Source organism: Pseudobutyrivibrio sp., from assembly GCF_017471675.1.
GTDB lineage: Bacteria > Bacillota > Clostridia > Lachnospirales > Lachnospiraceae > Pseudobutyrivibrio.
In genome coordinates, this window is the sequence record NZ_JAFUSK010000062.1 from 47525 (window position 1) to 67522 (window position 19998).

Genomic DNA, 19998 nt, shown 5'->3' on the forward strand with positions numbered 1-19998 from the left:
AACATCCAGCGGGGGAGACGCGGTGGTTATGCCGATTTCTGTACATGACAAGAGCGCCCCGAAGGACGCTCCCACCTATAAAGGAATTAGTATTGATATGAAAGTTGTCGAATTAAGGATCTACTTCAAGAGCATTAGCAGTAGTTTCCTGTCCCTGTGCTGTTACTAACGCGGTCTGTGCATCATCAACTGCTGTCTTAGCCGCAGTATATTCTGATTTAGCTGTATTCTGAACACCTTCAGCAGTAACTACAGCTGCATCTGCAGCATCCTTCGCATCAGACGCATCCGATTTAGCCTGTGCAGAATCCGTCTTATCCTTTCCAGCTGCTATAAGTTGTTCATCAATATTATCCTGAACATCCTTTTCAGTCTTTGTAACTGCCTCAAGATTAGCCTTTGCTTCTTCGTTTTTAGTATTAGCTGCTGTTACAGCTGCTTCAGCCGTTGAGACTTCACTCTTTGCCTCATTAACATCATCTGTTGCTTCTTCAACAGCTGTTGTTTTAGCTTTAACATCAGCTTTAGCATTATCACGTGCCAAATATTTTCCTGTTGCGGCTGCATTTGCAGTTTTTTCTGTACCAAGATCAGTATCTGCATTTGTCTTTGCTGTCTGAAGATTTCCCTTCTGTGTTTCTGCCAAGCCTAATGTTGCTGCAGAGGCTGTATATGCAGTATCTGCTGCTGTAATAGCGTCTGTAACTGCCTTAACTTCTGCTGTGCTTGCTGTTATAACATTTGCTCCGCCTGTTCCAGTAGCGGTTATAGCCTCACTAGCTGTTGCATCTGTATCTGATACTTTAACTCCTGCAGGTGCAACTGGTGCATTTGGAACCAATGCCAATAATGCTGTTCTTGCCGCATTATAAGCATCTACTTTATCTTGATTAGTATCATCATACTCATCTTCTGCTGCAGCTGCCACATAATTACTTACAGCAGTTGTAATCGCAGTTTTTGCTGCTGCTACTTTTTCTGCATCATACTCATCACTATTCGCTCCACCTGAGAATGCATCATCAACAAGAGCTTCCAAAGCCTCTTTCTTTGCAGCTTCATCTGCAACAGCTTCAGCATATGTTCCCTCTGTGTATGCAGTTAATGCATCATCAGCATTTTTTGCAGCCTTAATAGCATCTTCTAAAGCTTTTTGCGCATTTGTAAGTGCTGCATTTGATGTAGTTAAGTTGTTTTGAGCTGTTTCTAAAGCATCTAATTTATCCTGTGCAGTAGCTTGAGCTGATGTCAAATTTGACTTTGCTGTTGATAATGACTGAGATGCTTCATTAGCTAATGTTTGTGCAGCCGTCACTTTATCTTTTGAGGCCTGCTTCATTTCATTTAATGCATCTATTTTATCTTGTGCAGCATCATCTAGTGCTGTTGCCTGTGTGAGAGCCTCTACTGCTGCTGCCTGTGCAACCTTTGCAGCCTTTACAGCATCATCTGCTGCCTGCTTTGCTTCGAGAGTAGCACTTAGATTTGCTGTTGCCGCATCTAATGACTCTTGTGCTGCTTTAACAGATGCCTGTGCTGCTTCAACAGCAGCATCCTTCTTAGCTTGAGTTCCATCAGCAGCGCTATAGGCAGTATCAGCAGCATCTTTAGCACTACCTGCAGCTGTCTTCTTTGCATCAGCAACTGCTTTAGTACCAGTAGATGCCGTAGTAACTGTTGCTAATGCATCATCTGCTGCTGTTTTCTTTTCTCCAGCTGTTGTATTAGCTGCTGTTAGTTTTGCATCAGCCTCAGCTAGCTTTGTACTAGCGGTTGCCATTGCTCTATTTGCTGTTGCTGCGGCAGTCTCGGCAGTCTTGAATGCTTCATCTGCTGCTGCAGCTGCTGCTTCACCTGGTGTAGGTGTTGCTGGTGTAGATGGTGTTGTACTACTTGAACCACCCGAACTTCCACCTGAACTTCCGCCTGATGATGAGCTAGAGCCACCTGCAGCAAGCTTAACGCCGCCTGGGAGGATGTTCTCAGCTGGGAAGCCGCCGAGGGTACGGTGCTCCTTGATACCATTGCTTACGAAGTGCTGGTAGTAAGAAGCTGTGTTGTCGCCGAATGCCTTAGCGAGGTCTGGATATGCTGCCTTGTAAGCATTAACATCAAAATATGTGTTAATCTTACGGCCTTCGTTAATACCAAATTTCATAAAGTGCTGGAATAATGCGTTAGCATCTGTTCCATAAACTGCTACTACGTCTGGGTATAGACTAGCATAAAGCTTAGCATCGAACATCTGACGAAGTGGTGAATTTGCAACGTCATCAGCAGAAGCTGCTCTACCTTCGTTCTTACCAAATACGTTGTAGTGGTTCTCCAAAGCCTTTGGAGTAGTTCCAACAACTGCAACTACATCTGGATTCTGCTTTGCGTAGTAACTTGCATCAAATGCTGCAAGTGCAGGTACTGATGTAGCAACTGTTGTAGCGGCAACTGTTGCTGCCATAAGTCGTACTAGTTTCTTGTTTCTTGTCATATCTCTTCAAGCCCCTTTCTTATATAATTTTTAATTACTTTCAACGGTTATAATTTTCGACCCCGCCGTTAATTTGTATTTTAGAACTCTGCATTATAATTTGCAATACATTTGTCATGCATTACGCAGGATTTCATATTTTTTTCACACAATTTAAAGTTGATGTATAGAAATGAGTGATATTATATAATATGAATATGCCACCATACGGTTGCATTACACCCATAGGAGGATTTAATGTATGAGTTTTCAATTAAGATCTGATAGAAAAGAAACTGAGAATAAAACAGTGAGATTTCCGGTGCATTTGCTGGATAGAATCGAAAAAGCAATAGTCGGCAAGGACGTTAGCTTCTCAGGATTTGTAATACAGGCGTGTGAATTTGCGTTAGAAAATATGGAAGAAAATGAGAAGGAGTAGCTGCAATACAAAATGTATTGCAGCTACTCCTTTTTTTTGCCTTTTAACCCTCATCAGTCACCTGCGGTGACAGCTTCCCCCTAAAAGGGGAAGCCTCTTTATACTGCTAAGAAGAACTTGATAAGGAATAATACAGAAATTACATAAGTAAGAGCTGAAACTTCCTTAGCCTTACCTGTAAATACCTTAATGATTGTGTATGAAATCATAGCAAGACCGATGCCGTGTCCGATTGAACCAGAGATTGGCATAGCAATAAGCATGATTGTAACTGGCACACATACTGAAAGATCATCAAAGTTAACCTTCTTAAGACCTGTCATCATAAGTACACCAACATAGATAAGTGCTGCTGATGTAGCTGCTGCTGGAATAATTGCAGCGATTGGTGCAAGGAAGATGCAAAGAAGGAATGCGATACCACATGTAAGTGCTGTAAGACCTGTACGTCCGCCTGCCTCTACACCTGATGCTGACTCGATGAATGTTGTAACTGTAGATGTACCTGTGCATGAACCAACAATAGTACCGATTGAATCTGAAAGAAGAGCTTCCTTCATGTTAGGCATATTGCCCTCTCTATCTACCATACCAGCACGTGAAGCTGTACCAACTAATGTGCCGATTGTATCGAACATATCAATAACGCAGAATGTAATAACAAGAGTGATAGCTGTGAACCAGCCCATCTGTGTAAGACCTGCAAAATTAAACTTGAATAAAGTAGTAGTAGCCATGTCATTAAATGCTGGAACAAATGATGCTGTAGCAAGTGAAGCAAAAGGATTGTTTCCAAGGAATACTGCATCTCCAATCCAGTAGATAACAGAAGCAATCAACATACCGCAAATAACTGCTCCCTTAACGCCCTTTGATGCAAGTACTACAATAATGAAAAGACCTACAAACATTGTAACTGCAGAAAGAACCATCATAGGATAAGCATCTGTCATTGTCTGCTTAGCATAGCCTGCTGTAAGTGCTCCAAAGAAATCCTTCATTACAAAGAACTGATTAAAGTTAGAATCAGCAATGTAAACATTTGAACCAAAACCAATGTTAAGAAGCATAAGACCAATAGCTGGTGAGATACCAAGTCTGATTCCAAGAGGAATAGCATCTACAATCTTTTCACGAATATTAAGAAGTGAAAGGATTAAAAAAACGATACCTTCAATAAGGATGATGCAAAGCATAGCCTGGAATGACTCAACATATCCCATGCCTGTCATAGCAACAAGGTTACCAATAACGATTGCCATGAATGAGTTAAGACCCATACCTGGAGCTAAACAGAATGGCTTGTTAGCAAGGAAAGCCATTACAAACATTGCTACTGCAGATGAAAGACATGTAGCAAGGAATACTCCATTCCAAAGCTCCTGTCCTCCTGCACCGTAATTGGTAAGTAAGTTTGGATTCAAGGCAATGATGTATGCCATTGTCATGAATGTGGTGAGTCCAGCGATAATTTCTGTTTTTACAGAAGTGTTGTTAGCGCTGAGTTTAAATCTTTTCTCTAACATATAATTCTCCTTTTTTATATATAAAATTATTGGAAACTTGGTTATGCCTCATCAGTAGGCTACTCCGAATAACCCTCATCCGCCCCTGCGGGGCATGCCCTCATCAGTCGGCTGCGCCGACAGCTTCCCCCAGAGGGGGAAGCCAATTTAGTTAAGGCTTGCTTTAATGAAAGCTGTAAATAATGGGTGTGGTTTGTTTGGGCGGCTCTTAAATTCTGGGTGGAACTGAACACCTACATGGAATTTGTTAGATGAAACTTCGATAGCTTCAACTACCTCATCATTAGGTGATGTACCAGAAATTGTAAGTCCCTTTTCTGTCATAAGCTCTCTGTATGAATTGTTAAACTCAAATCTATGTCTGTGACGTTCTGAAATATTCTCGCTGCCGTATGCTTCAAAAAGCTTAGTATCTTTTCTAACTGCACATGGATAAGCACCAAGACGCATTGTACCGCCCTTTCTAAGAACAGCCATCTGCTCTTCCATAAGATCGATTACACAGTTCTTACCTGTGCTGTTAAACTCACGTGAATTAGCATCTGCAAGTCCACATACATTACGTGCAAATTCAATAGCTGCAACCTGCATACCAAGGCAAATGCCAAGATATGGGATATCATTTTCACGAGCGTACTGGCAGGCAACAATCTTACCTTCTACGCCTCTATCACCGAAACCACCTGGAACAAGGATACCATCACACATGCCAAGTCTATCCTTAACATTATCCCTTGTAATTTCCTCTGAGTCAACCCATTCAATCTCAACATGGGCATCATTAGCATAACCGCCATGATAAAGAGCCTCGCGAACTGAAAGGTATGCATCATGAAGCGCAACATACTTACCAACAATAGCAATCTTTGTTACCTTCTTAAGACCCTTGATTGTGTCTACCATCTTCTCCCACTCTTCAATCTTTGGAGTAGGATTATCAAGACCAAGCTCACGGCAAACAACATCATCAAGTCCATACTTATGCATCATAAGTGGTGCTTCATATAGACAATCAAGTGTATCATTTTCGATTACACAATCCTTCTTAACATTACAGAATAAAGAAATCTTATCCTTAATAGACTGCTCAAGTGGATGATCTACACGGCAAACAATAATGTTTGGTGAGATTCCAAGTGACTGAAGCTCCTTAACAGAATGCTGTGTTGGTTTTGACTTGTGTTCCTCTGAGCCTGAAAGCCATGGTACAAGTGTTACGTGAATAAATAAGCAATTCTCACGTCCCTTTTCAAGTGAAACCTGACGAATAGCCTCAAGGAATGGCTGAGATTCTATATCACCAGTTGTCCCACCGATTTCTGTAATAAGAACATCACAATCAGATGTCTCTGCACCCATGTAAATGAAACGCTTAATTTCCTCAGTGATGTGAGGAATAACCTGAACAGTCTGTCCAAGATATTCGCCCTTTCTCTCACGATTAAGAACATTCCAGTAAACCTTACCAGATGTAAGATTAGAGTACTTGTTAAGACTCTCATCAATAAAACGCTCATAATGTCCTAAATCAAGGTCTGTCTCAGCACCATCGTCTGTTACGAAAACCTCTCCATGTTGATAAGGGCTCATTGTGCCAGGGTCAACATTCATATAAGGATCCAGCTTCTGTGAAGCCACCTTATAGCCTCTCATCTTTAGAAGACGTCCTAAAGAAGCTGCTGTGATACCCTTGCCTAAGCCTGATACTACACCACCTGTTACAAATACATGCTTTGTCATTCTACACTCCTTAATTTGTATTATTCATTGGATTACATCATTAATAGAAATCTTAAATAGATATTTGTGACATATTTCCTCCTGAAAATAGAAAAAGCGTTTTTTTTTTGAAGGAATGCCTCCAAAAAAATAAACGCTCAAATCACTGTAAAATATTACAACAAGAGGATAGATTTGTAAAGAGGGAATTTTTTGACTCGAAGCCTTTTTATAACATATTTAATAATTTGTTTATTGTATATTTTTTCATCTACATTTATAATACCACATGTTGTATAAAATACTTTTTAATAGGAAAGAATAATTATTTTATGGAAAACAAGTTATTTAAACTAGGTATTGATATCGGCTCTACAACAGTTAAAATTGCAGTTTTAGATGACGATAACAAGCTTTTATTTTCAGATTATCAGAGACACTTTGCTAATATCCAGCAGACTCTCACTGATTTATTAACACAGGCCAAGTCATCACTTGGTAAGATTCAGGTTCGTCCTATGATTACAGGTTCAGGCGGACTTACACTTGCTAAGCATCTTGGGGTGGAATTTGTACAGGAGGTTATCGCAGTTTCTACTGCCCTTACTCACTATGCTCCTCAGACAGATGTTGCTATCGAGCTTGGTGGTGAGGATGCCAAAATCATCTATTTTGAAAATGGTAATGTGGAACAGCGTATGAATGGTATCTGTGCCGGTGGTACAGGTTCTTTTATTGACCAGATGGCTTCACTTCTTCAGACAGATGCCCCAGGTCTTAATACATACGCTAAGGATTATAAGGCTCTCTATCCTATCGCAGCCCGTTGTGGTGTATTTGCCAAGACTGATATTCAGCCTCTTATCAATGAAGGTGCTTCTAAGGAAGATTTGTCTGCTTCTATTTTCCAGGCAGTTGTTAACCAGACTATTTCAGGTCTTGCTTGTGGTAAGCCTATCCGTGGTCACGTTGCATTCCTTGGTGGTCCACTTCACTTTTTGGATCAGCTTAGAGAAGCATTTATCCGTACACTTAAGTTAGATGATGAGCACGCTATCTTACTTGATAACTCTCATCTTTTTGCAGCTATCGGTTCTGCTCTTAATTCAAAGGAAGAAAACAACGTTCCTATGGACGACCTTATCGACAAGCTTTCTGAAGGAATTAAGATGGACTTTGAGGTTGCCAGACTTGAGCCATTATTTGATGGTGAAGATGATTTCAGAGCCTTCAAGGACAGACATGCTAAGGCAGAGGTTAAAAAGGGCGATTTAGCTAACTATCATGGTAATGTTTACCTTGGTATCGATGCTGGTTCTACTACTACAAAGCTTGCGGTTGTTGGTGATGATGGAACACTTCTTTATTCCTTCTACTCAAGCAACAACGGTAGCCCACTTGCTACTTCACTTAAGGCACTTAAAGAGATTTACTCTATCATGCCTGAGGATACACATATCGTACATTCTTGCTCAACAGGTTACGGTGAAGCTTTACTTAAGGCTGCACTTCAGCTTGATGATGGCGAGGTTGAAACAATCGCTCACTACTATGCTGCAGCATTCTTCAACCCTGATGTAGATTGTATCCTTGATATCGGTGGTCAGGATATGAAATGTATCCGCATCAAAAACGGCGTAGTTGATAGCGTACAGCTTAACGAAGCATGCTCTTCTGGTTGTGGTTCTTTCATTGAGACTTTCGCTAAGTCACTTGATTTCACAGTTCAGGATTTTGCTGAGGAAGCACTTTTTGCTTTGAACCCAATCGACCTTGGTACACGTTGTACTGTATTTATGAATTCAAAGGTTAAGCAGGCTCAGAAGGAAGGCGCATCTGTTGCCGATATTTCTTCAGGTCTTGCTTACTCTGTAATAAAGAACGCACTCTTCAAGGTTATCAAGCTTTCTGATGCATCAGAGCTTGGTAAGAACATCGTTGTTCAGGGTGGTACATTCTACAATGATGCTGTTCTTCGTTCCCTTGAAAAGGTAGCAGGTGTTAATGTAGTTCGTCCTGATATTGCAGGTATCATGGGAGCCTTCGGTTGTGCCCTTATCGCTAAGGAGCGTTACGAGGAAAATCCTACAACTACTACACTTGGCATTGATGAGATTAACAATCTTACATTTGATACAAAGCTCACTCGTTGTCAGGGTTGTGTGAACCACTGCTTACTTACAATCAACAGATTCTCTGGCGGTCGTTCATTCATCACTGGTAACAGATGTGAAAAGGGTGCAGGCGGTGTTAAAAATAAGGAAAACATCCCTAACCTTTACGAATATAAGTACAACAGATTATTTGATTACGAGCCTCTTTCTGAGGAAGAAGCTACCCGTGGTACTGTTGGTATTCCACGTGTACTTAACCTTTACGAGAATTACCCATTCTGGGCTACATTCTTTAAGGCACTTAAGTTTAGAGTAGTTCTCTCTCCTCGTTCAAACCGTAAGGTTTACGAAATGGGTATCGAATCAATTCCATCTGAGTCAGAGTGCTACCCAGCCAAGATGGCACACGGTCATGTTCAGTGGCTCATTAACGAAGGCAATGTGGACTTCATTTACTATCCATGTATTCCATACGAAAGAAATGAGTTCCCAGATTCAAACAACCACTACAACTGCCCTATCGTTACATCTTATGCTGAAAACATTAAGAACAACGTAGACGAAATCACAACTGGTAAGGTTCGTTTCCTTAATCCATTTATGGCTTTCTCTTCTGAGGAGATTCTTACTACTCAGCTTGAAAAGGTATTTAAGGAAGAGTTTGATATTGACGCTGCTGAGGTTAAGGCAGCCGCACATGCTGCATGGCTTGAGCAGGAACATTTCAGAAATGATATGTACGCTAAGGGTCAGGATGTTCTAAAATACTTAGAGGAAACAGGAAAGCATGGTATCGTTCTTGCAGGAAGACCTTACCACGTAGACCCTGAGATTAACCACGGTATTCCAGAGCTTATTAACAGCTACGGCATTGCAGTACTTACTGAGGATTCTATTTCAAACCTTGGTGAGGTTGAGCGTCCTCTTATCGTTATGGACCAGTGGATGTTCCACTCTCGTATGTACTCAGCTGCTAACTACGTTAAGAAGCATGACAACTTAGATTTAATTCAGCTTAACTCATTCGGTTGCGGTCTTGATGCCGTTACAACTGATCAGGTTGCTGATATCCTTACAAACTCTGGTAAGATTTACACTTGCCTTAAGATTGATGAGGTTAACAACCTTGGTGCTGCACGTATCAGAGTACGTTCTCTTCTTGCTGCACTTCGCGTTAAGAAGAAGAAAAAGCAGGAGCGCACTATTGTTCCAGCTAGCTATAACCGTATAGTATTTACAGAGGAAATGAAGAAGAATTACACAATCCTCTGCCCACAGATGTCACCTATCCACTTTGATTTAATCGAGCCTGCATTTAACGCAGCCGGTTACAACCTTGTGATTCCTGATATTCCTACACGTACCTGTGTAGATGTTGGTCTTAAATACGTTAACAATGATGCATGCTACCCTTCACTTATGGTAATCGGACAGCTTATGGCTGCTATCAATTCAGGTGAGTTTGATATGAGCCGTACCGCTCTTCTCATCTCACAGACAGGTGGTGGATGTCGTGCTTCCAACTACATTGGCTTCATCAGACGTGCCCTTGCTAAGGCAGGCTATCCTGATGTTCCAGTTATCTCAATGAACCTTAACGGCTTCGAACCAAACCCTGGATTCAAGCTTACACCTAGCCTTATCCAGCACGGACTTTACGCTCTTACATTTGGTGATATTTTACTTCGCTGTGTATATCGCGTTCGTCCTTACGAGGCAGTTCCTGGTTCTACAGACGAGCTTCACAACAAGTGGAAAAAACAAGTTATCGATTTTGTTTCTAATACAAAGATTCTTTCTCACCGCAAGTTCAAGAGAATGTGCCGTGAAATGATTCGCGATTTCGATAACCTTCCTATTATAGAAGGACTTAAGAAGCCACGTGTTGGTATCGTAGGTGAAATCCTTGTTAAGTTCCTTCCAGCAGCTAACAATCAGCTTGCTGAATTACTTGAGCAGGAAGGTGCCGAGGCAGTTGTACCAGACCTTACAGACTTCCTCCTTTACAGCTTCTACAATGCAAACTTTAAGGAAGAAAACCTTGGTGCTAGCCGAAAGACTAAGTTCATGTGTAACCTTGGAATTAAGTTCTTTGAATGGCTCAGAAGTGCTGCCAGAGATGAATTTAACAAGTCTAAGAGATTCACTGCTCCAGCATACATTACAGATACTGCAGCAAATGCTAAAGAAATCGTTTCAATTGGTAACCAGACTGGTGAGGGATGGTTCCTTACAGGCGAAATGCTTGAGCTTATCGAAACTGGTGCAAGCAACATCGTATGTATCCAGCCTTTCGGATGCTTACCTAACCACGTAGTTGGTAAGGGTGTTATTAAGCGTATTCGCCATGAGCACCCAGAAGCAAACATCGTAGCCATCGACTATGATCCAGGTGCTTCAGAAGTAAACCAGCTGAACAGAATTAAGCTTATGCTTTCTACAGCAAATAAAAACTTAGCCAAGGCTGAGTAATACCCTAGTCCGCATGTTACGCTAACAAGCATATTATTTCCCCGCTCGACAACACGTCTCGCTAAGGAAATAATATAGCTTGTTAGCTACATGCTCACTTAAATATTAAAAGCCAGCTCTTCGGAGCTGGCTTTTACGTTATATATTAGATGCTACGATTCTAAATTCGTATGGTTTGAGGTAAGTGTTTTCTGCCTCTTCAATATCATAATTTCCAAATACTATTTTATCCCCATAGAATTCTACTGACCTGTTGTAGCTAGATAGATTACAGTAAATATATAATCTCTGTTCATCTGATTCTCTAGTGAATATATATACGTCACTTGGAGATGCTACACGGCGGTAAGTACCTTCGTTAAGGGCATGGGAGCCTTTTCTGTATTCTATCATCTTCTTGTAGAAATTAAGGATACTATTCTCATCCTCTTTCTCATCTTTTACGTTAATATAGCTTTTATTTGCATTAATCTTTAACCATGGTGTGCCTGTAGTAAAGCCTGCACCCTCAGATGAATCCCATTGTACTGGTGTACGTGCGTTATCCCTTGTAGTGCGAAGAATAAGACGTCTTCTTATAGAATGTACAAGCAATAACCTTTTCATTGCCTGATTGACACTGGCAGATTCCACATCCTTTAAGTCTCTAAGACCTCTGAAATCTCCATTAGTCATTCCTATTTCTTCACCTTCGTAAATAAATGGAAGTCCCTTCAAGCAAAGATTAAGGCCGCATAAAAGCTTTGCACTCTTCTCCCAGAATTTGCCTGTATTACCAAAGTGATTAACAGAGCGTATCTGATCGTGGTTCTCAAGATAATTAGCTGGAACCTCTAATGCCTTCTGCCACTTATCCAGTATTCTTATAAGCCTACATGGTTTATAGGCTTTTTTAAACCATTTAACACCTCTGCTATCTACATCCATGTGTTCAAAGAAGAAAACAGCATCTAACTCTTTTCTACTTTCGTCACTAAGAAGCTTAGCATCATCAGGTGTTACAAATACAGTTTCACCCACTATGAAAGTCTTGTATTTGCTCCATACCTCTGCATTAAATCTCTGTATTAATTCATGGCAGCCCTCTGTGTTAAGATAATGTTCCTTACCAGTGAGAGCAAATCTCCTTTTTCCATTCTCTAAAGATTCTTTATATATAATATTGATTACATCACATCTGAAGCCTGCTATGCCCTTATCAAGCCAAAAACGCATAATATCAGTGATTTCCTCATAAACATCAGAATTGTGCCAGTTCAAATCAGGCTGTTTTTTACTAAACAAGTGAAGGTAGTAATCACCATTTTCAGTCTTAGTCCATGCTTTGCCGCCAAAGAATGAACCCCAGTTATTAGGTGCCTTCCTTCCTTTTCCATCTCTGAAATAATAGTAATCTCTATATTTACTATCACCAGCCAATGCCTTCTTAAACCACTCATGCTCATCTGATGTGTGGTTAATTACCAAATCCATAATTATTTTTATTCCAAGTCTCTTGGCGCGGCTGATAAGCTTTTCCATATCCTCCATAGTGCCAAATTCAGGATTGATGCCCTTATAATCAGAAATATCATAGCCATTGTCATAGCCAGGGCTTGGATAAACAGGGCTTAGCCAAATAACATCTACGCCCAGTTCCTTAAGATAATGAAGTTTAGATATGATTCCTGGGATATCACCTATCCCATCCCCATTACTATCACAAAATGATCGTGGATAAATTTGATATACTATCGCATTTTTCCACCATTTTTTTGTACTAGATGTTGCCATAACCGTCCCCCATAATCAAAAATTCTCTATTAAGATGATAACGGATTAAACATACTTTTTCAATAATTTATTCACAAAATCATCACATATAATCTCAAAATTAAGATAACTTTAAAACAATTGTGTGTAAAATCTAAAAACGGCAGACGTCACCGTCTGCCGTTACAATAATATGCAAGTGTAAAATCATATTATTTTGTATAACTATTCTGATTATATCACTATTTTGCAAGAAGTGTCATAATCTTATTTGATCTAGCTATAAACTCTGCCATTGCCTCTGGTGCAAGTGGAGCATTTGCAATCTTAGCAAGGTCATAAAGCTGAGCTGCAAATACAGGAGCATTCTCCGAATCCTTATTGTTAAGGATGTAGTTTACTAAATCGTTGTTAGCATTAAGCACTAATGTCTCTGATGCAGAGCCAAACATACCCATATCCATACCGCCCATAGCGTACATCTTCATCATATCCTGCATACGGCGGCTTTCCTCAGATACTGTAAGCATAGATGAAAGCTCTTTGTTCTTGAATCTTTCAACCTTAACCTCAAGACCTTCGTTGTTAAGTGCCTTTCTAAATACTTCTGTAAGAGTCTCAGTCTCAGCCTTAAGCTCATCCTCAGAAGTCTCTTCCACCATAGAATCTGTAACATCAGCATCGATACGGCAGAACTTATAATTCTCGTTACGCTGCTCTAGCTGTGTAATGAAGGATGTATCAATAGCGTGGTCAAGGATAACAGCGTTCATACCCTGCTCCTTAAACATGCTTACATACTGACCCTGCTGGTTCATATCAGTTACATAGTAAACAGTCTTTCTGGTATCCTCAGGTTCCTTGTTTTCTGCATCATCCTTCTTTGCATCATCAACAACCTCTGCCTCAACCTTCTCACCATTTTCGTCAGTAGCCTTTTCCTCTTCCTTAACAAGAAGCTCAGGAAGTGTAATGTACTTATCATTGATATCCTTGAATAGGATGTAATCGTTCATCTTATCACAGAACTTGTTATCCTTTAAGCAACCAAACTTGATGAATGGAGCAATATCATCCCAATATTTCTCGTAAGATTCCTTCTCTGTCTTGCACATTCCAGAAAGCTTATCAGCAACCTTCTTTGTAATGTACTCAGAAATCTTTGTAACAAATCCGTCGTTCTGAAGAGCTGAACGAGAAACATTAAGTGGTAAATCAGGACAATCAATAACACCCTTAAGAAGCATTAAGAACTCTGGAATAACTTCCTTGATGTTATCTGCAATGAATACCTGGTTGTTATATAGCTTGATTGTACCCTCGATTGAATCGTACTCTGTATTAATCTTAGGAAAGTACAAAATACCCTTAAGATTGAATGGGTAATCCATGTTAAGGTGAATCCAGAAAAGTGGCTCCTTATAATCATGGAATACATCGCGATAAAATGCCTTGTACTCTTCCTCTGTGCACTCAGAAGGATTCTTTGTCCAAAGTGGATGTGTCTCGTTAAGAGGAACTGGGCGCTTAACAATCTTAAGCTTATCCTTTGCAGGAGATACCTCTACCTGCTCCTTAGTACCATCCTCTTTTTCCTTTTCCTCGAACTTAGCTTCCTCATGAATCTCTTCGATAACCTTATCTGTGTCGCGCTTGTCAGCTGCATCGATTGTCTCGTATTCTTCTGGAGCATCCTTCTTAGAAAGATAGATTTCTGTAGGCATGAATGAACAGTACTTTTCGATTACCTCGCGAGCTCTGTACTCGTTAGCAAATTCAAGACAATCCTCATTTAAGAACAATGTAATCTTAGTACCAACCTGGTCCCAGTCACCATCGCCCATTTCAAATTCTGTGCCGCCATCGCACTCCCAGTGAACAGCCTTAGCGCCATCCTTATATGAAAGTGTATCGATGTGAACCTCATCAGCTACCATAAATGCAGAATAGAAGCCTAATCCAAAGTGTCCAATAATCTGATCACTATCAGCCTTATCCTTGTACTTCTCAAGGAAATCTGTAGCACCTGAGAAAGCAATCTGGTTAATGTACTCATCAACCTCTTCCGATGTCATACCAAGACCATTATCAATGAATGTAAGTGTCTTGTCCTCTGGGCTAACAATTACCTGAATCTTAGCCTTATAATCAAGTGGAAGTGAATACTCTCCCATCATATCTAGCTTTTTGAGCTTTGTAATTGCATCGCAACCATTTGAGATAAGCTCTCTATAGAAAATGTCGTGATCAGAATATAACCACTTCTTAATCACTGGAAAAATGTTTTCGCTTGTAATTGATAAACTACCTTTTTTGTTTCCCATAATTACGTCACTCCTTTGTAATAATTCTCACTAAATGATATGATAATACTGCAAAAACTCAAAGTCAATAGAAATTTAGCACTCATCTATACAGAGTGCTAATAATGTCTAAGGGAGGATATAATGAGCAAAGAATTACTAGACAAATGGTCAGATTCTATATCTGTAAACCACTTTCCAAATCATATTGGAATTGTTATTGATGACATTGAATTGATGGGTGCAAAAGCCCATGTTGATTTAGCTCCTGAATCAATGAATGCCATTGGCATTGCCCATGGTGGTGTCAGCTTCACGTTAGCAGATACCTGTGCAGCCTATGCAAGCCGTGGAGATGGTAGAGAATATGTTACCCAGCAGGCCAACTTCTATTATCTAAAAGCAAACAAAGGTAACAGGATCAATGCTGTAGCCACAGTTATAAGCAGGACTAAGAGCTTATGTGTGGTTGAGGTAGATGTATTTGATGAAAGCAACACCCTTACCAACAAAGGAACCTTCAATTATTTTTGTGTATCAAAAAAGGACAGCTAACACAATTAGCTGCCCTTTTTTCTTAAGTACTTTCTCTTTTTACTAATGATACAGGTAATAGCGTTCTTTTTGGAACTGTTTTTCCCTCAGATGCTGCAACAACCATATCTACAGCAGCCGATGCCATTTCCTTAATAGGCTGATGTATGGTTGATATAGGTGGATTGGTGATTTGGGAAATCATGACATCATCAAATCCTACCAGCTTAATATCCTCAGGAACTCTTTTTCCAAGCTTTGAGCATACCTGTAAAACCTGGGATGCTATCAGGTCAGAGCTGGCGAAAACCCCGTCTATTTCATCGTCCAGCCCTAATGCCCCTTCTAGCATTTCATGATAATCTAAGCTATTGTACTGGCCAATTTCGGTTTCAACAACCTTATAGTAAATACCATTCTTTTTGCATATCTCTTCAAAACCTAAGGTTCTATCATCAGCAGGCATGGAATTACCCTTTACACCACTGACGTTTAATAGTCTTTTGCATCCTTGCTCTATCAAATGCTTTGCCGCAAGCTCCCCGCCCTGCTTATTATCGCATTCAACTGCTGCCGTTCCATTTTCAACAAAACGTTCAACTGTAACAAGAGGAATTTTGCTATCTGTAAATTCCTGTACTGCAATGCTAGAGGAAAAAAGAATTATACCTGCCACCCTGTTGCTGGTGCACATATCTAAGTATTCTTTTTCTTTATTATTCCTTCCCTTTGTATTATAAAGGATAATTTTATATCCCTTTTTGCTAGCAGCATTTTCTATGTTACTAATCATCTCTGCAAAATATGGGTGCCTGATATGAGGCACTATAACGCCTATTGTATTAGTCGTTTTTTTTGAAAGGGAACGAGCCACTTCATTAGGTGTGTAATTAAGTTTTTCCATTGCAGCAAAAACTTTTGCTCTAGTTTCGTCACTGATATAGCCCCTGTTGTTAAGAACTCTAGAGACTGTAGTGACTGTCAGACCGCACTCTGCTGCCACATCCTTAAGCGTCGCCATTATGCCCCTCCTTGATTTGTTTATATAAATTCTCCCAAAAACGGGAAGGCGCACATTTATGATTGCCTCCGGCAATGGGTGCGCCGTGACAATAAGGAATCTTCCCAGCAAGCTGGGCCCCTCCTTATTGTATATTACTTAACAGCCCCCGCTGTTATTCCTTCAACGATATATCTCTGAAGGAAGAGATATAGGATAAGAATTGGGAGCATTGCTAGAAGTAGTGCTGCCATAATTAATCCTGTATCTGTTGAGTAGGTGCCGTAAAATACCTTTGTTGCGATAGGAATAGTATATAATTCCTTACGTCCAAGCACAAGTGATGGAAGCAAATAATCATTCCAAAATGCCATTGCATCAATAATTGCTACTGTTGCAATAGTAGGCTTTAGGATTGGGAATACAATCTGTGAGAAAATCTGCCATTTGTTACATCCATCAATTGTAGCTGCCTCTTCAAGAGAGATAGGTACATTAGTATGAATACTTCCATGGAACATAAATGTTGCCATTGAAAGTGAAAATCCAATGTGCATGATAATAAGTGTAATTCTGTGATTTAATACACCAAAGATTCCACCATAAAGAGATACTAAAGGAACCATAAGTACCTGGAATGGAATAACCATTGATGCAATCATAGTTACAAATAAAATCTTGTTAGCCATCCAATTATTTCTAACAATAAGGTAAGCTGTCATTGAAGATAAAATGATAGTACCGATTGTAGAAAAGATTGTAACAATAAGTGAGTTGCCAAATGATCTAAAGAAGTTCATCTTCTTAATAGCATTTGGGAAGTTCTCAAGTGTAAAGCCATGTCTTCCTATTAAAGCAAGTGGATTTGCTGTAATATCTGACTTCACCTTAAATACATTGATGATAACCATTATGAAAGGGAATATAAATGCTACAAATAAAATAGCAAGTACGATAATCATAATGGCATGTTTAATTTTTTTGTTGCGAGCTGCGATTTCGTTTTCCATTATGCCTGCACCTCCCCTTTCTTTCCAACATAAACTTGTAATCCACCGATAACAGCACAGATAATAAATAGGATTAATGCCTCTGCCTGACCTGTACCGTAATCCTTGTTAATGAATGCCTGGTTATACACGTGCATAGCTGCAAGAGCTGAGCTTCCGTATGGGTCACCATTTGTAAGTGAAAGGTTTACATCATAAACCATAAAGCATCTGGTGATTGTAAGGAATAAGCACTGTACAAATGAAGCAGTCATAAGTGGAATTGATATATGAATGATTGACTGTGTTCCTGTACAGCCATCAATTTTAGCCGCCTCTATAACATCTTCGGAAACGCTCATAAAGCCTGCCACATAGATAAGCATCATGTAGCCTGCATATTGCCAAACAGATACAATAATAAGTGCTGCGATAGCACCAGATTCTGTGGCAAGTAATGACTTAGCGTGTCCACTTGAAATAGTACTTGCAAGCTCAACAAGAGCTTTATTAAATACGAATTTCCAAACATAACCTAAAACAATACCACCAATTAAGTTTGGAACAAAGAATCCTGCTCTAAAAAAGTTTTGTCCTTTAATACCGCTTGTTACCATATATGCAATGATAAATGCAACGGCATTAACTAAAATAACTGCGATAGCTGAATAAATGAATGTACGTCCAAGTGATGTCCAATATCCGCTATCTGCAAATGCGCTAACATAATTATCTATACCAACAAATGGTTTGTTACGAGATACACCATCCCAACTTGTAAATGTGAGATACAAACCATAAATGAAAGGTATGATTACAACACAAGCAAAGATAATTGTAGATATGCCTGCAAAAAGCAAATACTGCTTGAATTTGTAGCTCATGGTATTTGTTTTCATATTGATTTCCCTTCTTAATAAATAGGGCCCACAAGTTTGCAGGCCCAATATATTCTGTACAATGAAGTTCGCCCATCTATAATGCCTTCGGCATGGGGCTCACACAATGAAGACTCGCTATTTATAATCAGCTTCGCTGATGAGCTCGTCTGGTCAATCTTTTTCCGTCGCAAGCTAGGAAAAACGATTGAAATTAGTGAGCAATTGGTGTTGCTGTTTTGAAGTAATCCTGAACTGCGGTTACAAGTTCTGGTCTTGTCATTGCTTCGTCAAGGTACTTCTGCATAATCTCCTGTCCAACTACTGTCATGTGATCATCTGGTAAGTAATTGTAGTTAGGGATAAGCTTTCCAGCATCAGCATAAGACTTAACTGATAATGAAAGTGGGTCAAGTGCTGAAGCATCGATGTTGTCAAATGCAGGGACAAGTGCACACTGCTCTGTAAGGAATGCATTACCTTCTGCATCATTTACAAGCCAGTTTAAGAAATCTAAAGCTGCCTGTCTCTGCTCATCAGAAGTTGCATCTGAGCTATCAACGAAGATGTACTTAGAACCACCACCTACAAGTTTTGTGTTTGTATCATCTGATGTGTTCTCAGGTACTGGCATGATTCCCATGTTCTCTGTGAAATCATACTGGTTAAGTACTGACCAATCCCAGTTACCACCAAACATAAATGCAATCTGTCCTTCTGCAAGCATCATAGATGTTTCTTCTCTATCAGCATTTGCTGCAGAACCCTTAGCATAGTTATAAGCGATTAATGTATCAAATGTATCCATAAGCTCGTTGAACTTCTGGTTGCCAGCAAGGTCTTCCTCGCCTGCAAGAAGTGAATTAACGAATGCATCTGGATCTGGCTGCTGCTCGTATACTTCTGCGAAGTAGTGAGCACCAAGTGACCAATACTCAGAAAGAACACCAACCGGCTTTTCCATTCCACCAGCTACAAGCTTATCTAAAAGAGCCTTAAAGTCATCAAGTGTTGCAACTGATGCTGGATCAAATTTCTCACCTGTGATTGCTTCAATTGCATCTGCGTTGTAGATGATTCCTCTTGCTTCTACACAGAATGGGAAACCAGCAAGCTTATCATTAACTGTGATACCAAGTGTTGTGTGACCTACCCAATCTTCATTTGAAAGATCATAAGCATAATCATCTGCTAGTGAGTAGATATCTTTTGCGTCAACCATTGTAAGTGTATATGGATCGTTAGATGCATACTTTGTTGCAACCTGTGAAGCAACTGTTGTATCAGTATCTGCATTGTATACTTCTACATGAACGCCTGTTGCTTCTTCGTACTGTTCTGCCATTTCTTCGAACTGTGTCTGAATTTCAGTCTTAGAATTGAGAATAGTAATTGATGTGCCTGAACCATTAGATGAGCTGCCTGATGCTCCATCTGAACCGCCACAAGCTACAAGTGATGCTGACATAGCAGCTACCACTGCAAGTGATAATAACTTCTTCTTCATTACAATTAACCCTCCTTCAATAGGTTCGTGTGTTGTTTACATGATGGATAATATCATTCAGAGAAACGTATGTCAATCGGTTGACATACGTTTTAAACGATTAAGTGGTAATTTTGTAAATTAGAGTTAAATTCGAGATGTATGATTTGTATATATTGTACAATTCAAAAAGCTACAGAGTTAATTTGATGGATTTTAGATATGTCATGCGATTGACATTTTTAGATAGAACCCTCATCCGTCTGCTACTCATACACCTTGTCTTGCCTCCCCGCTTGGTCGTTGCTAAAAAAATAAG

At 39.9% G+C, this 19998-nt stretch carries 12 protein-coding genes; 3 read left to right on the forward strand and 9 right to left on the reverse strand.

Features of this window, described 5'->3' with window-relative positions:
- Nucleotides 1-112: 112 nt before the first annotated feature.
- Nucleotides 113-2485 carry a hypothetical protein gene (locus IJ535_RS09795; protein WP_294301971.1) on the reverse strand — a complete coding sequence of 791 codons (2373 nt, stop codon included), beginning with the start codon at nucleotides 2483-2485 and terminating at the stop codon, nucleotides 113-115.
- A gap of 241 nt (nucleotides 2486-2726) precedes the next feature.
- On the opposite strand from IJ535_RS09795, the gene IJ535_RS09800 reads away from it, so the two are divergent.
- Nucleotides 2727-2906: a YlcI/YnfO family protein gene (locus IJ535_RS09800; RefSeq protein WP_294301974.1), complete on the forward strand. Its 180-nt coding sequence runs from the start codon at nucleotides 2727-2729 to the stop codon at nucleotides 2904-2906.
- Between the two features lie 98 nt (nucleotides 2907-3004).
- Here IJ535_RS09800 and IJ535_RS09805 read toward each other — a convergent pair whose 3' ends face one another.
- Nucleotides 3005-4432, reverse strand: coding sequence for an NCS2 family permease (locus IJ535_RS09805; RefSeq protein WP_294301977.1), 1428 nt, complete (start codon nucleotides 4430-4432; stop codon nucleotides 3005-3007).
- Between the two features lie 147 nt (nucleotides 4433-4579).
- On the reverse strand, nucleotides 4580-6172 hold the full coding sequence (locus tag IJ535_RS09810; RefSeq protein WP_294301980.1) for a CTP synthase: 1593 nt from the start codon (nucleotides 6170-6172) through the stop codon (nucleotides 4580-4582).
- A gap of 311 nt (nucleotides 6173-6483) precedes the next feature.
- Between IJ535_RS09810 and IJ535_RS09815 the strand changes: the two genes are divergently transcribed.
- The gene (locus tag IJ535_RS09815; RefSeq protein ID WP_294301983.1) at nucleotides 6484-10737 is read left to right on the forward strand and encodes a 2-hydroxyacyl-CoA dehydratase; all 4254 of its coding nucleotides are present in this window, start codon (nucleotides 6484-6486) and stop codon (nucleotides 10735-10737) included.
- A 138-nt stretch (nucleotides 10738-10875) separates the two neighbouring features.
- Here IJ535_RS09815 and IJ535_RS09820 read toward each other — a convergent pair whose 3' ends face one another.
- Together IJ535_RS09820 and htpG are read right to left on the reverse strand one after the other, a co-directional pair.
- Entirely contained in the window at nucleotides 10876-12510 is a 1635-nt protein-coding gene (locus IJ535_RS09820; RefSeq protein ID WP_294301985.1) for a glycoside hydrolase family 13 protein, read from the reverse strand.
- A gap of 221 nt (nucleotides 12511-12731) precedes the next feature.
- A complete protein-coding gene (gene htpG / locus IJ535_RS09825) occupies nucleotides 12732-14813 on the reverse strand; it encodes a molecular chaperone HtpG (protein ID WP_294301988.1) in 2082 nt (693 codons plus the stop codon).
- A gap of 123 nt (nucleotides 14814-14936) precedes the next feature.
- Here htpG and IJ535_RS09830 point away from each other — a divergent pair, with 123 nt between their 5' ends.
- Nucleotides 14937-15347, forward strand: a complete 411-nt coding sequence (locus tag IJ535_RS09830; protein ID WP_294301991.1) for a PaaI family thioesterase — start codon at nucleotides 14937-14939, stop codon at nucleotides 15345-15347.
- A 22-nt stretch (nucleotides 15348-15369) separates the two neighbouring features.
- On the opposite strand, the gene IJ535_RS09835 is transcribed toward IJ535_RS09830, so the two are convergent.
- The 4 genes from IJ535_RS09835 to IJ535_RS09850 all read right to left on the reverse strand — a co-directional run bounded on the left by IJ535_RS09835 (nucleotide 15370) and on the right by IJ535_RS09850 (nucleotide 19700).
- The gene (locus IJ535_RS09835) at nucleotides 15370-16347 is read right to left on the reverse strand and encodes a LacI family DNA-binding transcriptional regulator (protein ID WP_294301994.1); all 978 of its coding nucleotides are present in this window, start codon (nucleotides 16345-16347) and stop codon (nucleotides 15370-15372) included.
- Nucleotides 16348-16481: 134 nt separating this feature from the next.
- On the reverse strand, nucleotides 16482-17336 hold the full coding sequence (locus IJ535_RS09840; protein ID WP_294301997.1) for a carbohydrate ABC transporter permease: 855 nt from the start codon (nucleotides 17334-17336) through the stop codon (nucleotides 16482-16484).
- Nucleotides 17336-18214: a carbohydrate ABC transporter permease gene (locus IJ535_RS09845; protein ID WP_294301999.1), complete on the reverse strand. Its 879-nt coding sequence runs from the start codon at nucleotides 18212-18214 to the stop codon at nucleotides 17336-17338. Before IJ535_RS09845 ends, IJ535_RS09840 begins: the two co-directional genes overlap by 1 nt.
- Before the next feature lie 193 nt (nucleotides 18215-18407).
- Entirely contained in the window at nucleotides 18408-19700 is a 1293-nt protein-coding gene (locus tag IJ535_RS09850) for an ABC transporter substrate-binding protein (protein ID WP_294302002.1), read from the reverse strand.
- Nucleotides 19701-19998: the final 298 nt, after the last annotated feature.